Source organism: Streptococcus mitis (assembly GCF_946190275.1).
In the GTDB taxonomy this organism is placed as follows: domain Bacteria; phylum Bacillota; class Bacilli; order Lactobacillales; family Streptococcaceae; genus Streptococcus; species Streptococcus mitis_DC.
Window position 1 is genome coordinate 37,321 of sequence record NZ_CAMHZQ010000005.1, and the last position, 20,879, is coordinate 58,199.

17 protein-coding genes are annotated in these 20,879 nt (G+C 39.0%); 16 read left to right on the forward strand and 1 reads right to left on the reverse strand.

Translation table 11 applies throughout. The features are described 5' to 3' along the window. The first annotated feature begins 137 nt into the window (after positions 1-137). Together N8M20_RS04255 and scrK are read left to right on the forward strand one after the other, a co-directional pair. Entirely contained in the window at positions 138-2,024 is a 1,887-nt protein-coding gene (locus N8M20_RS04255; protein WP_261079188.1) for a sucrose-specific PTS transporter subunit IIBC, read from the forward strand. A 148-nt stretch (positions 2,025-2,172) separates the two neighbouring features. Continuing rightward, the gene (scrK, locus tag N8M20_RS04260) at positions 2,173-3,060 is read left to right on the forward strand and encodes a fructokinase ScrK (protein ID WP_261044124.1); all 888 of its coding nucleotides are present in this window, start codon (positions 2,173-2,175) and stop codon (positions 3,058-3,060) included. 43 nt (positions 3,061-3,103) lie between these two features. Here the strand turns inward: scrK and N8M20_RS04265 are convergent, their stop codons facing one another. After that, entirely contained in the window at positions 3,104-3,721 is a 618-nt protein-coding gene (locus tag N8M20_RS04265) for a TVP38/TMEM64 family protein (protein ID WP_000076167.1), read from the reverse strand. Between the two features lie 147 nt (positions 3,722-3,868). Between N8M20_RS04265 and N8M20_RS04270 the strand changes: the two genes are divergently transcribed. The 14 genes from N8M20_RS04270 (at position 3,869) to metF (ending at position 20,751) form a co-directional block, all read left to right on the forward strand. Continuing rightward, a complete protein-coding gene (locus tag N8M20_RS04270) occupies positions 3,869-6,859 on the forward strand; it encodes a type I restriction endonuclease subunit R (RefSeq protein ID WP_261079189.1) in 2,991 nt (996 codons plus the stop codon). Positions 6,860-7,352: 493 nt separating this feature from the next. Continuing rightward, positions 7,353-7,568, forward strand: coding sequence for a hypothetical protein (locus N8M20_RS04275; RefSeq protein ID WP_261079190.1), 216 nt, complete (start codon positions 7,353-7,355; stop codon positions 7,566-7,568). Between the two features lie 25 nt (positions 7,569-7,593). After that, positions 7,594-8,355: a DUF6261 family protein gene (locus N8M20_RS04280; RefSeq protein WP_261079191.1), complete on the forward strand. Its 762-nt coding sequence runs from the start codon at positions 7,594-7,596 to the stop codon at positions 8,353-8,355. A gap of 84 nt (positions 8,356-8,439) precedes the next feature. Further along, complete coding sequence (locus tag N8M20_RS04285) at positions 8,440-9,102, forward strand: DNA/RNA non-specific endonuclease (protein WP_261079192.1); 663 nt, start codon at positions 8,440-8,442, stop codon at positions 9,100-9,102. A 16-nt stretch (positions 9,103-9,118) separates the two neighbouring features. Further along, the gene (locus N8M20_RS04290; RefSeq protein WP_261079194.1) at positions 9,119-10,123 is read left to right on the forward strand and encodes a DUF6731 family protein; all 1,005 of its coding nucleotides are present in this window, start codon (positions 9,119-9,121) and stop codon (positions 10,121-10,123) included. A 23-nt stretch (positions 10,124-10,146) separates the two neighbouring features. Next, positions 10,147-10,689 carry a hypothetical protein gene (locus N8M20_RS04295; RefSeq protein WP_261079195.1) on the forward strand — a complete coding sequence of 181 codons (543 nt, stop codon included), beginning with the start codon at positions 10,147-10,149 and terminating at the stop codon, positions 10,687-10,689. Positions 10,690-10,704: 15 nt separating this feature from the next. Next, complete coding sequence (locus tag N8M20_RS04300) at positions 10,705-11,937, forward strand: restriction endonuclease subunit S (protein ID WP_261079196.1); 1,233 nt, start codon at positions 10,705-10,707, stop codon at positions 11,935-11,937. A gap of 10 nt (positions 11,938-11,947) precedes the next feature. Further along, the gene (locus tag N8M20_RS04305) at positions 11,948-13,804 is read left to right on the forward strand and encodes a KAP family NTPase (protein ID WP_261079197.1); all 1,857 of its coding nucleotides are present in this window, start codon (positions 11,948-11,950) and stop codon (positions 13,802-13,804) included. 42 nt (positions 13,805-13,846) lie between these two features. After that, positions 13,847-15,448, forward strand: a complete 1,602-nt coding sequence (locus N8M20_RS04310; protein ID WP_261079198.1) for a type I restriction-modification system subunit M — start codon at positions 13,847-13,849, stop codon at positions 15,446-15,448. Positions 15,449-15,649: 201 nt separating this feature from the next. Next, positions 15,650-16,420 (forward strand): Fic family protein, encoded by a 771-nt coding sequence (locus N8M20_RS04315; RefSeq protein ID WP_261079199.1) that lies wholly within the window; start codon positions 15,650-15,652, stop codon positions 16,418-16,420. 125 nt (positions 16,421-16,545) lie between these two features. Continuing rightward, positions 16,546-16,677, forward strand: a complete 132-nt coding sequence (locus N8M20_RS04320) for a helix-turn-helix domain-containing protein (RefSeq protein ID WP_261079200.1) — start codon at positions 16,546-16,548, stop codon at positions 16,675-16,677. Between the two features lie 52 nt (positions 16,678-16,729). Further along, on the forward strand, positions 16,730-17,023 hold the full coding sequence (locus tag N8M20_RS04325) for a helix-turn-helix domain-containing protein (protein ID WP_000797746.1): 294 nt from the start codon (positions 16,730-16,732) through the stop codon (positions 17,021-17,023). Between the two features lie 521 nt (positions 17,024-17,544). Next, positions 17,545-19,794 carry a 5-methyltetrahydropteroyltriglutamate--homocysteine S-methyltransferase gene (gene metE, locus N8M20_RS04330; RefSeq protein WP_261079201.1) on the forward strand — a complete coding sequence of 750 codons (2,250 nt, stop codon included), beginning with the start codon at positions 17,545-17,547 and terminating at the stop codon, positions 19,792-19,794. Positions 19,795-19,896: 102 nt separating this feature from the next. Continuing rightward, the gene (metF, locus tag N8M20_RS04335) at positions 19,897-20,751 is read left to right on the forward strand and encodes a methylenetetrahydrofolate reductase [NAD(P)H] (protein ID WP_261079202.1); all 855 of its coding nucleotides are present in this window, start codon (positions 19,897-19,899) and stop codon (positions 20,749-20,751) included. The last annotated feature ends 128 nt before the right edge of the window (positions 20,752-20,879 follow it).

The window sequence follows — 20,879 nt, forward strand, 5'->3', positions numbered from 1 at the left end:
GCGTGTCCACTAAGTGGATAGAATATTTTTTCTGCAAAACGCTTGACATATTTTTAAAACATGATAAAATAATAGTCGTAGGGCGGATAAAATCGCTTTCAAACAAGAACAAAATTTTTATAAGGAGATTTTTGCAAATGAACAATCAGGAAATTGCAAAAAAAGTCATCGATGCCTTGGGCGGACGTGAAAATGTCAACAGTGTAGCTCACTGTGCGACTCGTCTACGTGTCATGGTAAAAGATGAAGGAAAAATCAATAAAGAAGTGATTGAGAACTTGGAAAAAGTTCAAGGTGCTTTCTTTAACTCAGGTCAATACCAAATCATCTTTGGTACAGGTACAGTTAACAAAATGTACGATGAAGTTGTTGCACTTGGTTTGCCAACATCATCTAAAGATGACATGAAAGCAGAAGCTGCTAAACAAGGGAACTGGTTCCAACGTGCTATCCGTACTTTCGGTGACGTTTTCGTTCCAATCATCCCAGTTATCGTAGCGACAGGTCTCTTCATGGGTGTGCGTGGTCTTTTCAATGCTCTTGAAATGCCACTTCCAGGAGACCTTGCAACTTACACACAAATCTTGACAGATACAGCCTTCATCATCTTGCCAGGTTTGGTTGTTTGGTCAACCTTCCGTGTATTCGGTGGAAATCCTGCCGTTGGTATCGTTCTTGGTATGATGCTTGTTTCTGGCTCACTTCCAAACGCTTGGGCAGTTGCTCAAGGTGGTGAAGTAACAGCTATGAACTTCTTTGGTTTCATCCCTGTTGTTGGTTTGCAAGGTTCCGTTCTTCCAGCCTTCATCATCGGGGTTGTCGGAGCTAAATTTGAAAAACTTGTTCGCAAGGTCGTTCCAGATGTCATTGACCTCTTGGTAACACCATTCGTTACACTTTTGGTTATGTCTATCCTTGGACTCTTTGTCATCGGGCCAGTCTTCCACGTCGTTGAAAACTACATCCTTATCGCTACAAAAGCGATCCTTAACATGCCATTTGGTCTTGGTGGTTTCTTGATTGGTGGGGTTCACCAATTGATCGTCGTGTCAGGTGTGCACCACATCTTCAACTTGCTTGAAGTTCAATTGCTTGCTGCTGACCATGCTAACCCATTCAACGCTATCATCACAGCTGCTATGACAGCTCAAGGTGCTGCAACTGTTGCGGTTGGTGTTAAAACTAAAAATCCAAAACTAAAAACACTTGCTTTCCCAGCTGCTCTTTCTGCCTTCCTAGGTATTACAGAGCCTGCTATCTTCGGGGTGAACTTGCGCTTCCGTAAACCATTCTTCCTTTCATTGATTGCTGGTGCAATCGGTGGTGGATTGGCTTCTATCCTCGGACTTGCTGGTAATGGTAGTGGTATCACCATCATCCCTGGTACAATGCTTTATGTTGGTAACGGACAACTTGCCCAATACCTTCTTATGGTAGCTGTATCATTTGCACTTGGTTTTGCCCTTACTTACATGTTTGGTTATGAGGATGAAAAAGAAGTTGCTACTGAAGTAGAGACAGAACGTTTGGTCCAAGAAGAAACAACTGGTAACATTCCAGCAGCTCTTCAAAATGAAACACTTGTAACTCCTATCGTTGGTGACGTTGTAGCTCTTGCTGATGTTAATGATCCAGTCTTCTCAAGTGGAGCTATGGGACAAGGTATCGCTGTGAAACCTAGCCAAGGTGTGGTTTATGCACCAGCTGATGCTGAAGTTTCAATCGCCTTTGCAACAGGTCACGCCTTCGGTTTGAAAACAACTAATGGTGCTGAAGTCTTGATCCACGTTGGTATCGACACTGTAACAATGAACGGTGAAGGTTTCGAACAAAAAGTTGCCCAAGGTGACAAGGTTAAAGCTGGCGATGTTCTTGGAACATTTGACTCAAACAAAATCGCTGCAGCTGGACTTGATGATACAACAATGGTTATTGTTACTAACACAGCTGACTTCTCTTCAGTAGCTCCAGTCGCAACAGGTTCAGTTGCGAAGGGGGATGCACTTATCGAAGTGAAAGCCTAATCTTTCCTAGCTAAATGAAAACGAACAAATGATATGTTTGTTCGTTTTTGCTTGAATGGTAAGATTTACAGAGGAAAATCTAAAAAATAGAGAAATTTAGACTTTCGAAATATGCTATAATAAAGAAAATAAAAACAAGAGGTTTATCATGACAAAATTATATGGAAGCTTGGAAGCTGGCGGTACAAAGTTTGTCTGTGCTGTCGGTGATGAAAACTTTAACGTTGTGGAAAAAACACAATTTCCAACAACAACTCCAATCGAAACAATCGATAAAACCATCGAGTTCTTCTCAAAATTCGATAACCTTGCTGGTCTTGCAGTTGGTTCATTTGGTCCCATTGATATTGACAAAAATTCAAAAACCTATGGCTTTATCACAACAACTCCAAAACCTCACTGGGCAAATGTAGACTTGCTTGGTGCCCTTCGTCGCGCCCTAAACGTGCCAATGTACTTCACTACAGACGTAAACAGCTCTGCTTATGGTGAAGTGGTTGCCCGTAACAATGCTGGTGGCCGTATCGAAAACTTGGTATACTACACAATCGGTACAGGTATTGGTGCAGGTGTTATCCAACGTGGTGAGTTTATCGGCGGTGTGGGTCACCCTGAAATGGGTCATTACTATGTGGCTAGACACCCAATGGATATTGAAAAAGAGTTTAAGGGTGTTTGTCCTTTCCATAAGGGATGTCTGGAAGGCTATGCAGCTGGTCCAAGTTTGGAAGCTCGTACAGGTGTACGTGGGGAAAACATTGAACTCAACAACCCTGTTTGGGATGTCCAAGCCTATTACATTGCTCAAGCTGCGGTTAATGCGACAGTGACTTTCCGCCCAGACGTGATTGTCTTTGGTGGAGGGGTCATGGCTCAACAACACATGTTGGACCGTGTCCGTGAGAAATTCACAGCTCTTCTCAATGGCTACCTACCAGTACCAGATGTGCGTGACTACATCGTGACTCCAGCAGTCGCAGGAAATGGTTCTGCTACACTTGGGAACTTTGTTCTTGCAAAAGAAGTTTCAAAATAAAGCACAAAATCCGCTTGGGAAACCAAACGGATTTTTTTATATGTCAAAGCATTTGCCAGAAAAAGTCGATAATGTAGGTCAGACCGTAGGTGTAAACCACGAGGGTAAAGGGCTTGGTCAGAATGATGATGATCATGTAGCGCTTGAAGCTCATCTTGGTCAGGGCAGCCAGCATACAGAGAAAGTCAGCTGGACTAATGGGCCAAATCATCATAAAGATAAAGAAACGGTCAAAACGATTGCCCTTATCCAACCATCCGATATACTTGTCATAGGTGCGTTTGCTGACGACAGACTGGACAAAGGCAGCGCCGTAGAGGCGCACAAGATAAAAGATAATGGCACAGCCAATCACAATACCGATATAGTTGTAGATCGTACCGATGATGTGCCCGTAAATAAAGACGCCAGCCACTGAGGTTAAGGCCCCAGGAATGATAGGGACGACCGTCTGTAAAATCTGTAAAAAGATAAAGAGCGGTGGCCCCCAGATGCCTGCCTGCTGGATAAAGGCAGAGAGGGTTTCCTTAGACTGTAAAATCCCGGCCTGATAAGCCCAAATACAGAAAATCAAACTTCCAACGCCACCGACAATCGATGAGATATTTATAACTTGCTGCAAAAGGGGAGAAACAGCTTTCATTTGTTTATCCTGTGACATGTAAACTCCTCATAGATAGTATAACTCTACTATACCATATTTTGGAGGAGAAAGGGGGAATGAGTCTTTTTGCTATGGGAAGAGTGATGGATTTTGAGCCTAAACATGCTATAATAAAGGGAGCAGACAAGTAGCAAAGGAGAGAGTATGATACAGGTAAAACCAGAACTGGAGATAGAAAAACAACTGATCAACCAACTGGTGACTGGGGAAAGTCAATGGACTTACAGAGATGACCTTAAAACAGAAGAGCAATTATGGGAAAACTTCTTTGAAAAGCTAGCCCAGAACAATGTGGCTCTATTGGCAGATCATCCCCTGACAGAACAGGAAAAACGCCAGATAAAGAATCAACTGAACTTTGTTAGCTACTATGATGCGGCCAAGTGGTTGGTCGGCGAAAATGGCATTGCCAAGGTTGAGGTTCAAAGAGAAGATGCTAGTTTAGGGACTATCCGTTTATCCGTCATCTGGCGAGACAATATCGCAGCTGGTAAGTCTAGTTATGAGGTTGTCAACCAAGTCGAGAGAGATAAGATAAATCCTCAGGATCAAGACCGCAGGCTAGATGTGACCCTCTTGATCAATGGCCTTCCAATGATTCAGATCGAGCTTAAAAGTCCCAGAGTTGCTTTTCTAGATGCCTTTCATCAAATCAAGAAGTATGATAGAGAAGGAAAGTTCCGTGGCATTTACTCTAGCTTACAGATGTTTGTTGTGACCAATAAGGTAGATACACGCTATATCGCTGCGGCTAGGGAAAATAAACTCAACAAGCAATTTCTAACCAAGTGGGTGGATAAAGACAACCAACCCATAACGAGCTTGACCAGCTTTGCCCACGAAGTTCTTTCCATCCCTCGTGCCCACCAGATGGTTATGCAGTATTCTGTCCTTGATGATAGCAAGAAGGCTCTTATCCTCCTGCGTCCCTACCAGATCCATGCAATCGAAGCAGTGCAAGAAGCCTCTCGCCAGCAAGCATCAGGCTATGTTTGGCATACGACAGGTTCAGGTAAGACCCTGACTTCTTATAAGGTAGCTCGGAATCTCCTCCAGATTCCATCCATCCAAAAGACGATTTTTGTCGTTGATCGTAGAGACTTGGACCAACAGACTACTTCGTCCTTTCTCTCCTATGCGACCAATGATGTCATTGATATTGATGAGACGGATAATACCCATGATTTGGTCAAGCGACTAGGAAGCAATGATAAGCGTGTGGTGGTAACGACCATCCAGAAAATCACCACCATGATGCGCAAGTTTGAACAAGGACTTTACCAGCGTGATGCTGATAAAATCAGGGGCTTTCGAGTGGCCTTTGTCGTGGATGAATGCCACCGTGCCGTGACGCCACAAACACAAAAAGACATTAAGGTCTTTTTCCCACAGTCTCTCTGGTATGGTTTTACAGGCACACCTATCTTTAAGGAAAATAAACGCCAACAGTACGGTGACCTAGCTCAGACCACCCAGCAACAGTACGGTGACCGTCTTCATGAGTATACAGTCAAGGAAGCCATCCATGATGGAGCAGTTTTAGGCTTTAAGGTGGATTATCGCAATACCCTCATCACGGATAAATCCGAAAATGACATACCAGATACTGTCTACGAGGATGAGGAGCATATGCTGGAAGTCTTGGATGCCATTATCAATAAATCCCGTCAACAGCTAGGCTTCCAAAAAGGAGTGGGTAAGACCTATAATGCTATCCTGACCGTCAAGTCAATTCCTCAAGCCCAGGCCTACTATGACTTGCTCAAACGAGTCAAGGCTGGGGAGACGAGAGTCAAGGTATCGGAGAGGGTCAAGCAGGTCCTTCCTGATTTTCCAAAGATGACCATCACCTACTCGGTCACTGAAAATGAAGAAGAGTCAAGAGCTAATCAAGACCACATGAAGCAGGTTTTAGAAGACTATAACCAAGAGTTTGATACCCACTTTACTATGGCGGATCTTCGTGGCTTTAATACGGATGTCAATAACCGTCTAGCTCGAAAGCAGGACAAATACCTCTATCGCAAGGAGCAGTTGGACTTAGTCATCGTAGTCAATCGTCTCCTAACGGGATTTGATGCCCCTTGTCTGTCAACTCTTTTTATCGACCGCAAGCCTATGCAACCGCAGGACTTGATTCAGGCTTTTAGCCGAACTAACCGTATTTTTGATAGCAGTAAGACCTATGGTCATATCATCACCTTCCAAAAGCCCCTAGCCTTTAAGGAAGCAGTAGATAATGCCCTCAAGCTCTACTCAAATGGTGGTGAAAACGAGGTTCTAGCTCCAAGCTGGGAAGAGGAAAAGAGAAACTTCTTGAGGAGTTGCAGTGATTTCAAAAATCTTGCTACTGATGACTATGTGAATGGTCTAGATTTCGAGCAAGTCTCTACGCCTGAGTTGAGGAAACTAGCTAAAACCTATCAAGCCTTTGATAAATACCTAGCCTCTATCCGAGTGTATAAAGAGTATGATGAGGAAGAAGTTTACAGTCAGACAGAACTTGATGGAGAAAAGTTGGAAAGGTATCTGGGCCTTTATCGAAATGTCCTTGCAGAATTAAAAAGCCGAGTAGAGGATGATGACGATGGAGAGCCACTTGATATCCACTATGAACTGGAGTCTATCCAAGTAGACGAAATCAACTATGCCTATATCCTAACCTTGATTCAAAGCCTAATTGAACAAGGTCAAAGTCAAGAAAAGAACTTAAACGCTCAAGATAGGGAAGTCGTGGATAACTATATTCAGAGTCTTGAGAAGACCAATCCCAATCTTGCCCAGATCATCACTGAACTTTGGAGAGAGGTACAAGAACATCCGGAAAGCTATCGTGGTCAGTCTATCGCAAATATCTTGGATCAGATGATCGAGGCGGTCATCCAGCAACACATCCAAGTCTTTAGCAAACGCTGGTATGTCGGTGAGGATGAGCTCCGTTACTATGTCGAACACTACCGTAAGGGTGCTAAAAAACAACTAGGAGAAAGCCAGCTGACCAAGAGCCAGCGCTATCAGGACTATAAGCTAGAGGTGGCAGATGCCCTCAATCCTCTCCTCTATAAAAAACAAATCAAGGAAGCCTATACCCAGCTAGTAGAGGAAGTCATTGAGCCATTGAGGGTTGGGAGGTAAGTCTTCGAGACTTAGAATAGATCTGTTTCCTAAAGTTTACATGTATTCTAGCTTTAGAACAATCCTTATTCCATAAATACACAAGTATTCTACGTTTCGAATAGCTTATCTGAGAAAGTTTTGAGGTCTTCGAACTTTCGAATAGTCGCCTTTCCTAAAGTTTAGATGTATTCTAAAGCTAGAAAGGTTAAAATCTAAAAATAGTAAGAGTCTCTATCTGATGGACGGAATGTGTTTCCAGTCAGATAGGGATTTTTTAATACTCTTCGAAAATCCAATTCAAACTACGTCAGCGTCGCCTTGCTGTACTCAAGTACAACCTGCGGCTAGCTTCCTAGTTTGCTCTTTGATTTTCATTGAGTATTATTTTGAACTGTCTGATTTGTCCTGAAAAGTACCTTTTAGATGGAAATAATGACAGTTGAGAAGATGAAGGTAAAAATAGTTTGGGAAACTGTTAGAATGAATGTATCAACTTAAAGGAGAAAAATCGATGAAGAAAGTTAGAGATGATGAGGAGAGTATGCTATCGACACTTCCTTTATGGGGGCTTCTATTTTTAGTCTGTGCATTGTTTCAAGTCTTTGTATTTAAGGATAGACCTTTGATTCAAACTCATAGGCAAGGAAGCATTGTAAAAACAGATCAAAAACAGGTCTATCTTCCAGAACTAATCCAGTCTTGGTTTGATAGAGAAGATAATAAATGATTCGTTGAATAGAAAGGATATCATCATGACAAAAACATACGCTATTCGCCCACTTAGTTACAGCAACTTTACCAACCGTGAATTTGAGAGCCTGATGATGGATACTCATCAAAGTTTGGCCACCTTTTCTAAGGCAAACAAGGATGAAGCTATGTATGCCAAACATTTGGAACCCTTCAAGACCAGGCTGGATGATTTTCAAGCTCAACTTGCTGCAGTGGAGACGAAAGAGTCTAGTAATCTGACAGAAGTCGATCGCAATCGTGATAGTGCCTTGGTCGGTCTCTTTACCCTCCATAGAGGATTTGCTAAGATTAAGGATGCTAAGCTCAAAGAAGCTCATGAAACTCTGAAACCAGTCTTTGCCAAGTACAAGGACATCACTAAGCACAGCAATGATGTAGAAACGGCAGAGATTAAGAGCCTGCTCAAAACGCTTAGTGAGACACCCTATCATGAGGCAGTTACCAGCCTAGGACTGACACCTATGCTGACGGCTGTGATCAATGCTCAAGAGGAATATGATCAAGTGGAGAGTAAGGCGCGTGCTTCTAAGTCTGCCAAGGAAGTTGGCAAGACTAGACAACTCCGTACCGAACTTTCAACCAGCTACGACCTCTTTATGCACTATACCGCAGCCAGTGCAGAAGCCTATCCTGAAAAGGAACATTTGACTCAACTCCTCAAGGAACTCAATAGCATCCGAGATAGCAAACGCCGTCTCATTACTAGTAGCAAGAAAGATAAAAAGACCAAACCAGCAGAACCAGCCCAAGCAGCAGGATAAAGACAACCCCTTAGAAGTGGATTTCTAAGGGGGATTTTTATAGTTTCGTGGTATAATTTTAGTAGAAGATAATGGAGGAATTGAATGTCAGATAATTTCCCTAGTGAATCAATTTTTGATGATTTTTTTAAAGATGATATGCTAAAAGAATTAGGTGTAAATTCAAGAGAAGAATTAAAATATGAGCAAGGTTCTTTTTCCATGGAACATTCAAGTAATAAAAGATATTTTTCTAATTTAAATATTAGCTGTCCAAAAAATTTTGAATTGAGGGGTGATTTGCCGATAGGTGGTAATGGTTTAATTACATTAAAAACAATCAGCAAAGTTAAAGGGAGAGGACCTAAAGGTAAATCTCCATTTCCAAGTTCAGGTTTTGATGCTGGACATATTTTAGGGCGACAATTGTTTAAAGGAACTTGTTTTAATACTAGTAAAAAGAATAAGATGAATATATATAAGCAAACGAAGTGGTCTAATAGGGGGAATCACTATACAGCAGTTCACGGATATAATCAGACTTATTTTGAGAATCTAATAGTCAAAAAGATTGTTAACAATCCGAGTTTAATTGTAAAATACGAGGCAAAGTTAATTTATCATATAGATGAAAATATACCAAGAGGAATACATTTGAGAACTTTTTGTGAAAAATCCGCTTGTCTTAATGTAAATGTCTTTGTGCCAAATGTTGAGGTAGAAGGACTTATAGATTATAAAAATGATAAAAGGATAATTGTAAACTAATAGGAGGTTGCTAGAAATGAAAATTCAATATTTTAATGTTTTTTTGTGTAGAAATGGTGAGAAGACAAATTATGATTTGTCCAAATTAATTGATATAATTCGAGTTTCCTCCCCCATGGAAAGAACTGTTAAATTAGGTAGCCAACAAACGATTTTTATGAATGATAGCAGAGAACCTTTATGCAGTAGAACGAGTGGTTCTTCTTTGGATGGTTTTGAGTATCTCCCAAGTAATAGAACAGTCTGGATTGGAAAGTATCGAAGCGAAAAACCATACGAAGGAAAAATAGGTGAAGAGGAGATTAGGCAAATTGATGGTGATCTTTTTGAACCAAGTGTTTGTTTGATTATCCCTACCTCATACCTCTTTTTGATGGAAAGAAAGTTCTTAGGCCCTTCTATTAATCAAATAGGAGAGTATTTATCGAGCTTTATAAAAAGTCTTAATCCTCAAGTAAAGTACTCTATAAAATTTGAACCAATTACGAAAGAAAGTTTAAAACCACTTATTGTAGATTCCGAAAGTATTAAAAAAATCACATTTCAAATAAAAAATGAGGGTTTTCAGCTTTCAAATTTGTTTACTAATATTGAACAAGAAGATAAGTCGCTTTTAGAAAAATTAGTAGAGTATCCAGTCGAGGCTACCGAAGAACTTGGAGGAAATTATACTGAAATAGTCTTAAAAAAAGGGCGAATAAAAGGTGATATGAGAATTCAAAAAATATATGAAATCTTAAATTTTTTAAATATTGATGATAAAAATCTTATATCGGCTAAAGTTGAATTTAAAAATCCTAATTCTGGAAACCTTGAGAAAATTGATTTAAAAACGGATGGTTTTTATATTCTTGAACAAAACTCCTTAAAAACAGACGATTTTCAAAGACTATCTACTTTAATGACTGAACATTATTATGACTTATGTGACAGAGATAAAGATGATCATTATTTGTCACACGGAAATCTTTTATCTGTTGATGAGACTGAATTTGAAATCAAAATTATGGATAATATATAATTTGAAGAAAAGGAGATGACGATGTGTTAAGAATTATCGATAAGCATTTTTGGATTATATATAGTGCTATAATAATAGTGATAATCATTTCATCTCTTGGATTAGGTAGTGTAGAAAAAATATACTGTTGGTTTTTTGATATTGTTTATAAGGATAATACAAATTTAGTGACAATATCCACAGTTTTTATAGGGATTTACTTTTCACTTTATAGTACACTGACAACATCTAATTCTAGTTCTTTTGTCTCTAAACTATCTTTTAAAGAGATAAAAAAACTAGCTGCTATGGTAAATATAGGTTTTTTATCAAGTTTTATAATTGTTTTAACCTCATTTGTTAATGTAATATTTTATTCATTATTTAATGTCTTTTATATCGTGTTTTTATTTACAGTTTGTTTCTTTCTCTGGGGTTCAGCTATTCAAGTGGCTTTATATTATACCTTTCTTTTTAGAAACGATATAAATAATAAGTATAATAGTATTCAAAAAGAAGAAAGAAACGAGGTATTGGATAATGAATTGCGTAAAAAGTTAAAACAATTTTTAGACAGAGAGTTATAAGAGTTGGGGAGAAAAATGAAGCCTAAAATCAGTTTTAGTGAAGAACAGAAAGATTGGATTAAAAGACCTTTGTTATCTAATATAGAAAAAATTTTAGATTACAGGGGTAGAACACCTAAAAAATTAGGTTTAAGTTGGAGTGATACAGGTTATCTAGCTTTATCGGCATTAAATGTAAAAAATGGCTATATTGATTTCAATGTTGATGCTAATTATGGAAATCAAGACTTGTATGAGCGATGGATGGGGAATAATAATCTTCATAAAGGACAGGTTGTTTTTACTACTGAAGCACCAATGGGAAATGTAGCTCAGATTCCTAATGACGATTTGTATATCCTAAGTCAACGTACTATAGCATTTGAAGTTAAACATGATTTAATTAGAGAAGATTTTTTAGCAACTTTATTGCGTAGTCCAAAAATATTTAACGAGTTAACTTCTTTATCTAGTGGAGGAACTGCAAAAGGAGTTAGTCAAAAATCCTTATCAAATCTAAAGATTTGTTTGCCTACATCGTTAGAAGAACAAGCTGCAATCGGATCTCTTTTCCGCGCTCTAGACAACCTAATAACAGGCTACAAAGACAATCTCGCCAACTACCAATCCCTCAAGGAAACCATGCTTTCCAAGATGTTCCCCAAAGCTGAACAAACAGTCCCTGAGATCCGTTTGGATGGATTTGAGGGCGAGTGGGAAGTAGTTAACTTAGGAACATTGATTGACAATTATGACGAGATAATATCAGGTGAGTCAGGTTTTCCTATTGCAACATCTTCTAGAAAAGGTCTTTATTTACAGAATGATTATTTTGAAGGTGGGAGGACTGGAATAGATTTGACACTTGATTTTCATAGAGTTCCAATGGGATATGTCACTTATCGTCATATGTCAGATGATTCTATTTTTAAGTTTAATAAGAATAATTTTGAAACTGATGTTCTGGTTTCTAAAGAATATCCTGTTTTTATTAGTAATGGTAGATCCGATATCGATTTTCTACTTTATCATTTGAATAACTCTAGGTTGTTTTTAAGATTTTCAACTATGCAAAAATTGGGTGGTACACGTGTTCGGTTGTACTATAAAAATCTTATTACCTATAAGCTTGCAGTACCGACAGTAAAAGAACAACAAGCCATCGGTGCCTATTTCTCAAACCTAGATAACCTCATCAACTCTTATCAAGAAAAAATTTCTCAGTTAGAAACACTGAAAAAGAAACTCTTGCAGGATATGTTTATATAGGTAAATCAAAATGGAAAAGAATTATATAAAACTAGAGAAAATCGATACCTCAACAGCAGCAAAAAATTTTGCTGAACTACTGCAAGAAGATAAAACATATTTTCTTAATGGAAACTGGGGGTCAGGGAAATCAACATTTTTACAGGATGTAAATAAGAATAAAAAGATAAAACTAATTACTATGGATTTTTGGAGATTAACAGATAATCGTTCAATGATTGAAGTAACATTTTCAAAACTCCACCCAATTTTTTACTTAGTTTTGATGAGGTTAAGTCTTGTTGTATTTGTGATAGTTTCTATTTTGATGACTAATGTTGTGGATTTAGGATTGGGTGAGTATTTTGATTCTGAGAAATCAGTGGTTTTGAAAATTGGAGGATTGGTATCTCTAGGGGTTGCAGTTTGGAATGTTTTTAAATATAAATCTGATGAATTGTATAGCTTCTTACTAACTAGATTACATAAATTTTCTAAAATTTTAGTTATTGATGATTTTGATAGAATGTTGGAAAAGCAGCAAGAAGACTGTTATAAGCTTTTTAGTTTGATAAATGGAAAGCTACCTATTATTTTTGTTGGTGATATGACACTACTTTATAAGAGAGGAGATAACTATCTATCAAAGATAATTGATAGGCAAGTTGAGTTACCTTTTGTACTACATTCTTCAAATATTTGGGATAGTTATTTTCATTTATTAGAAAAAAAGCTTGGCGTTTATTTATCAGAGAGTTTTAAAAAAAGAGTTAAAAGTGACCAGAGAAATTTACGTGATAGGGAACATTTTAATGATTATGTAAATAAAGAATTTTTTACAAGAAGGAAGTTTGGTCGTGTTCAAGTGGAACAACAGTTGTTAATTATCTATGCTTACTTATTTTATCCAGAACTCTATAAGAAAATGCTCAACAATATACAAATAGTTATAGAAGAGAATGAGAAAACAAAGCTAGAAGATTTTCTCCGTAAAGGCCACACAATAAAAGAGCTGTTATCTGAAATCCAAAAAGTTGATAATGAGCAATATCCACTAAGTTTTAATAAGAATAGTATAGAATATTTTCTTTATGAAGTGCCTATGAATCGTACAAAAGATGAATTAGATACCTTATTCGTGGAACAGTCAGATAAATTTATACAAGAGTTAATAGATTCGGATCAAAAAACTGATTTTTATCAATATTTGAATAATCAATTTGCAGATTTTTCTGATATTCAGAAAAAAAGTTTACTAAATATTGTTATTAATGAATCTATGAAGTTTAAAAATAGTCCCTCTATGATTCTTATTGTACAAGAAAAGTACAATGAGATAGTGCCTCCGTATGAAAGAAATTATCCCCTAACAAAAGATGTGATTTCTAAAATTGTTGAAATGTGGGAAAATATTTTAAAACCTGCAGGATTAGATCAATCTGAGATTATATATTTTTTAGAAAAGCATAGAGTATTGAGCTTCCATGATTTAGGGTGCCATTTTCATGATTTAGATATTGGTTGTCAAACTTTTACAAAGTATCGTAGAAAAGATTTTCTTCTGTTGACTTATTTAGCTTCAGTGGAAAAATTTAGCAAATTTGATAGTTGGGATAGCAGTATATGGGATTTTATAAATCATTTCAACGATGTAGAATTCCTATCATTCTGGACATTTCAGTCTATTCTATCGAATGAATATGGCTTTGATGGATTTGATATTATTCCTGAAAATAAGAAATATATTCTTTGGACAGGAAGATATATGTTTGCACCACCAAAAGAATACGTAAATTATGAAAAGACAGTAATTTTAAATATTCGGGAAAAACTAAATCAAATGGAGTCAAATGGATTTGTATTTGAAGAAAAAGTTGATAAACGATAAACTAAAGAAAGCATGATTAATCAAGACTTAGAAAGAAACATTATGGAAACAACACAAACTTCCCAGTCGCTCTACCAAGCCCTGTGGAACTCAGCGGATGTTCTCCGCTCTAAGATGGATGCTAATGACTACAAGTCCTATCTATTGGGGATGGTCTTTTATAAGTACCTGTCAGATAAGATGCTCTTTTTCGTGGTGGAGACTATGGAGGAGGGGAGTGAGAGTCTAGAGGCTGCCCTTGAGGTCTATCGCTCCTACTATGAGGATGCGGACACCCACGAGGATCTTCTTGCAGTCATGAAGGACGAACTCAACTATAGTATCAAACCTGAGTTGACCTTTACGGCTCTAGTAGCACGTGTCAATGATGGGACTTTCCAGTTGGAAGACTTGGCTCAGGGTTTTCGAGATATCGAGCAGAGTGATGAACTCTATGAAAACCTCTTTGAAGATATTGACCTCTATTCCAAAAAGTTAGGGGCGACTCCGCAAAAGCAAAACCAAACGGTGGCGGCAGTCATGAAGGAGTTGGCTGTGCTAGATGTGGCTGGTCATGCTGGTGATATGCTGGGAGATGCCTATGAGTATCTAATTGGTCAGTTTGCGACGGACTCGGGGAAGAAAGCTGGTGAGTTCTATACACCTCAGCCTGTTGCCAAACTCATGACTCAGATTGCCTTTTTGGGTCGTGAGGACCAGCTAGGCTTTACCATCTATGATGCGACTATGGGGTCTGGCTCCCTTTTGCTCAATGCCAAGAAATACTCTCATAAACCTCAGACAGTAGTCTACTTTGGTCAGGAGCTTAATACTTTGACTTATAACTTGGCTCGGATGAACATGATTCTACACGGTGTTCCTGTTGAAAATCAATTTCTCCACAATGCTGATACACTAGATGAAGACTGGCCGACTCAAGAACCGACTAACTTTGATGGTGTTCTCATGAACCCTCCCTACTCTGCCAAGTGGTCAGCAAGCTCTGGCTTTATGGCGGATCCTCGTTTCTCTCCTTTTGGGAAACTAGCGCCCCAGTCCAAGGCTGACTTTGCCTTTCTCTTGCACGGTTACTACCATCTCAAGCAGGATAATGGGGTTATGGCTATCGTCCTTCCTCACGGTGTTCTTTTCCGTGGCAATGCGGAGGGAACCATTCGCAAGGCCTTGTTAGAAGAAGGGGCCATTGACACGGTTATCGGTCTACCTGCTAATATCTTCTTTAATACCAGCATACCGACCACGGTTATCATTCTCAAAAAGAATCGTACCAACCGTGATGTCTACTTTATTGATGCTTCTAAGGAGTTTGATAAGGGAAAAAATCAGAATATCATGACGGATGCTCATATCGAGAAGATTCTGGAAGCCTACAAGTCACGTGAGGAGATTGACAAGTTTGCCCATCTGGCAAGTTATGAAGAAATTGTCGAAAATGACTATAACCTCAATATCCCTCGCTACGTAGATACCTTTGAGGAAGAAGAAGTCGAACCACTGACAGACATCGTCAGCAAGATTAACACGACCAATCAAGCAATCCAAAACCAAACCGCTTCTCTACTTGAAATGCTCGGTCAACTACACGGAACCACACCAGAAGCCGATGCTGAGCTTAAAGGGTTTTTGAAAGAGTTTAAAGGGTGATGGAGAAGATTGTTTAGCTCAGATTTAAGATAAAACTTTAGCTAGGCTGATATAGTTGTATTTTCTAACATTAGCGAGGAGGGGCTTTTTTCAAGCATGATAGAAGAGAGAACTGTGAAATTGTATAACGAGCTTAAAGATTTAATATGGTAGAATAGAGTGTATAGATTTTACTTGAAGCTTTGTTTAGAAAGGAAAACCATGACACCGACCTATGAAATTGATAATCCCAGATTCTCTTATCAGACCAAATTAGACCTATGGGAAACGGGATTTGGTTTACAAAAGGTAGATAATCTAGAGCCGTCTCCGTATATGAGAGAACTAGCAGAGCAAAATTCTCAAGGAAAGTTGACTTATCAAGAAGTTTATGATCAAGTAACGGCTTATCACCAAGAGATCGATGATAGCACAAGAGAAGCAGACCTTGTTGCCATGAGAATTGTGGAACTCTTGTCCTCTAATGCCTTTAAATTTGCTCCAACAACATTGAAATTGATTCATAGGGAGCTTTTCTTTGGCCTCCTGCCACAAGGCATTCCCTTGGGAGAATACCGCTCTTATAACATTACAAAAAGTGAGGCTGTTTTAAATGGAGACAGTGTCATTTATGATGATTTTCGCACGGTAGCAGATAGTTTGATCTATGATTTTCAGCAGGAAAGTCAATTTGACTATCGAGGAAAATCCGATATTGAAGTAGTGAAACATATTAAGACTTTTATTTCAGGTATTTGGCAAATTCATCCTTTTGGAGAAGGAAATACTCGAACGATAACAGTATTTTTGATTAAGTACCTTAGAACTATGGGATTTCAAGTAGACAATAAACCCTTCCAAGAAAATGCAAAGTATTTTCGAGATGCTCTTGTTCTTGATAATGCGAAGCTACTCCAGAAAAAAACAGAATATTTGGAGCGATTTTTTGAAAATCTCTTTTTAGCTGGGCAACATGATTTAGAAATAGACTAAAGAGATGAACGGTTTATTGTGCATTTTGAGTTAGAAATTATTCCCTCTTTTGAGGATGGGAGTGGTCGTATGGGGCGAATGGGTTAGAGTCTTATCTTGAAGAGCATTATCAGATAACAAATGCAGTGGCACAAGAACTAACAGGTTTGAGTGCAGCAACCATGCGTCGTTATCTCCAACTATTTGTAAACCAAGGTTTGTTAGAAAAATCGGGAACTACAAAAAACACTCTTTATTCGCTCATATTCCGCTCATAATTCGCTCATTTTTTCAAAAAATACATAGATCTAAAAGAAAGAGGGGTAAGTGATGAAGAATAGTGCTATTGGAAGTAACTGGAAGGATGTCCGGTCAGAACTCTTTACCAAGGAGGAAATTCTTGAAAGTGATATGCGAGTGGCTATCATGAGCGAGTTGATTGAGGCCAGACATGAGCAAGGAATCAGTCAGAAAAAGCTAGAAGAACTTAGTGGAGTAAGCCAGCCTGTCATAGCTAGGATGGAAACAGGCAAGACAAGTCCTCAGTTGGACACAGTCTTAAAAGTCCTAGCTAGTCTAGGAAAGACATTAGCAGTCGTCCCCCTCGAACAGAGAAAGAGTTGATAGGAAGAAGTTGGAAATTTTTAACAAATTTAACAGTTATAGTGCCTCAAGTGTATAATATAGAAAAATTATGCTTTATTTATATCAAGTGCGAACGAAGTGAGCTTTTAGCGGATATTTCCCGCTATAGTGGTATTCTAGATAATAATTTATTATCTAGAACGGAATTTTTGAGACATTCTGGCTCAAAAATTAGGGATGAAATTACGAAGTAAGTTGCTCCCGTCCGCACTTTTCAGGGAAATATCAGAATTACAAAAGAAAAATCAACTTATAGTCTTTTCTAATAACAAGTCATAGTCACTTATAAGAATTACTAATAACGCGTTTGACCAGTCTAACTGAAATATAGTTATAAAACAAGCTACACAAAGGATTTGAGGCATTTTTCTCAAGTCTTTTTCTTTTGTCTAAAATAGAGATATAGTTTCAAACTATATCAAAGCCTAATTTTTTACAATTATACAGATGATTCCTTTTCTGTTAAGATAGTTTCAACAACAAATTTTGGAGGACACATCATGTCAACTACAATCATCGGTTTCCCTCGTTTGGGCGAATTCCGCGAATTAAAATTTACAACTGAAAAATACTTTAGAAAAGAAATCTCAGAAGAAGAACTCTTGGCAGTCGCAAAAGATTTGCGTGCTAAACACTGGAACATTGTCAAAGAAAAAGGCATCACTGAAATTCCATCAAATGACTTTTCTCACTATGACAACTTCCTAGATGCAGCTTTCCTTTTCAACGTGGTACCTGCTTCAGTTCAAAACTTGGACTTGTCTGACCTTGAGCGCTACTTCGCTTTGGGTCGTGGTTACCAAGGAGAAAAAGGGGATGTTCGCGCCCTTCCAATGAAGAAGTGGTTCAACACCAACTACCACTACATCGTTCCTAAGTTTGAAAAAGACACTCAAGTAAAATTGGCTGGTCACAAAATCTTCGATGAGTTCCAAGAAGCAAAAGAACTTGGATTGAACACTCGCCCAGTTCTTGTAGGTCCATTCACTTTCCTTCAATTGTCAGACTTTGAAGAAGGCGTGAAAGCAGAAGATTTCGTAGACAGCTTAGTTGCTGCTTACCAAGAAGTTTTTGCAAAATTGGCTGAACTTGGTGCGACTCGTATCCAATTGGATGAAGCTGCTCTTGTAAAAGATTTGACAGCTGAAGAAAAAGCTCTCTTCTTGAACCTTTACAACAAACTTTTGGCTGACAAAAAAGGTCTTGAAGTCTTGCTTCAAACTTACTTCGGTGACGTTCGTGACGTCTACGCTGACCTTGTGAAATTGCCAGTAGATGCTATCGGTCTTGATTTCGTTGAAGGTAAGAAAACTCTTGAATTGGTTAAAAGTGGCTTCCCAGCTGACAAGACTCTCTACGCAGGTATTGTCAATGGTAAAAACATCTGGCGCAACAACTACGAAAAGAGCTTGGCTATTCTTGAACAAATCCCAGCTGAAAACATTGTCTTAACAAGCTCATGCTCACTTCTTCATGTGCCATTTACAACTGCTAATGAAGAATTTGAACCAGCTATCTTGAACCACTTTGCCTTTGCAGTTGAAAAATTGGATGAGATTCGTGATTTGGATGCTATCCGCAATGGCCAAGGTGAAGAAGCACTTGCAGCTAACAAAGAACTCTTTGCGACTGAGCGTGTTGGTGAAAATGCGGAACTTCGTGCGCGTATCGCTGGCTTGACAGACGCAGACTACACTCGTTTGCCAGCCTTTGCAGAACGTGAAGCTATCCAAGAAGAAGCTTTCAAACTTCCAGCTCTTCCAACAACAACTATCGGTTCATTCCCTCAAACAAAAGAAGTTCGTGCGAAACGTTTGGCTTACCGTAAAGGTGAATTGTCTCAAGAAGAGTACGATGCTTTCCTTGCTGAAACGATCGATGAATGGATCAAATGGCAAGAAGATATCGACTTTGATGTCCTTGTTCACGGTGAATTTGAGCGTAACGACATGGTTGAGTACTTCGGTCAAAACTTGTCAGGTTACCTCTTCTCTAAAAATGGTTGGGTACAATCATACGGTATGCGTGGGGTGAAACCACCAATCATCTGGGGTGATGTCACTCGTCTTAACCCTATCACTGTTAAATGGTCTAGCTATGCACAAAGCCGTACAAACAAACCTGTTAAAGGTATGTTGACTGGACCTGTTACCATCCTCAACTGGTCATTCCCACGTGAAGACATCTCTATCAAGGATTCTACTCTTCAAATCGCTCTTGCTATCAAGGATGAAGTTCTTGACCTTGAAGCTGCTGGCGTGAAGATCATCCAAATCGACGAGGCTGCTCTTCGTGAAAAATTGCCACTCCGTCGTAGCGACTGGTACGAAGACTACCTTGACTGGGCAATTCCTGCCTTCCGCTTGGTACACTCAACAGTAGCGCCAGATACACAAATCCACACTCACATGTGTTACTCAGAATTTACAGATATCATTCCAGCTATCGACAACTTGGATGCGGACGTTATCTCATTTGAGGCTAGCCGTTCAAACCTTGAAATCTTGGACGAACTCAAAGCGAAAAACTTCCAAACAGAAGTGGGACCTGGGGTTTACGATATCCACTCACCTCGTGTGCCGAATGAAGGCGAAATCGACAACACAATCGAAGCTATCCTTGCTAAAGTGCCAAGCAAGAAAGTTTGGATCAACCCAGACTGTGGTTTGAAAACACGTGGTATTCCAGAAACAAAAGAAAGCTTGATCCGCCTTGTGGAAGCAGCGAAAGCTGCGCGTGAGAAATTGTAAGATAAGGATTTCTCAAGAAGCGCTGTTTGGTCAATCTGCCTGTTTCACTTGGATTCTAGGAATCCAGCTAACGAAAAAATCAACTAGAAAAGGATAATGACTATGTCACGCCAAACACCGTCACTCTCATTTGAAGTGTTCCCTCCAAACCCAGCCGTGGGTAATGATAACATTATTTCTGCTCTTCAAGATATGCAGGAGTTGGCTCCTCACTTTATCAGTGTAACTGCCAGCAATAATAAATTTAATATCAAGGAAACGACGGTTCGTTTGGCTGACTTTATCCAAAATGACTTGGCGATTCCGACTATTGCTCACTTGCCAGCCATTTATTTGACCAAGGACAAGGTTGCTGAAACTATTGCAGACTTGGACAAGGTTGGGGTGCAGAAAATCTTGGCTCTTCGTGGGGATATTATTCCTGATGTGGAACCACAAAAGGATTTCCGCTACGCAACGGACTTGATTGAGTTCATCAAGGAACAAGCTCCTCACTTTGATATTGTTGGTGCTTGTTATCCAGAAGGGCATCCAGATTCGCCAAATCAGATTTCAGATATTCAAAATCTTAAGAAGAAAGTGGATGCAGGTTGTTCGAGCCTCGTAACTCAGCTTTTCTTTGACAATGAGCGCTTCTATGATTTCCAAGACAAGTGCATCTTGGCTGGGATTGATGTTCCTATTCATGCAGGGATTATGCCAATTCTGAATCGAAATCAGGCTCTCCGCCTCTTGAAAACTTGTGAGAATATCCATCTTCCACGTAAATTTAAAGCCATCTTAGACAAGTATGAGCATGACCCTGAGTCGCTCAGAGCAGCAGGACTTGCCTATGCGGTGGACCAAATTGTGGACTTGGTAACTCAGGATGTGGCTGGTGTGCATCTCTACACTATGAACAATGCTGAAACAGCAAAATACATCCACCAAGCAACACATGCTTTGTTTAATCATTAGTCTCTAGGATAATAAAAAGCAAACCATTCTTCTCAGCTGAGGGGAATGGTTCCTTTTTAATGGTAAAGACCGCACTTTTTAAGAAAAATATGATAAAATAGACTCTGTACGTACTTGATACAAAGATG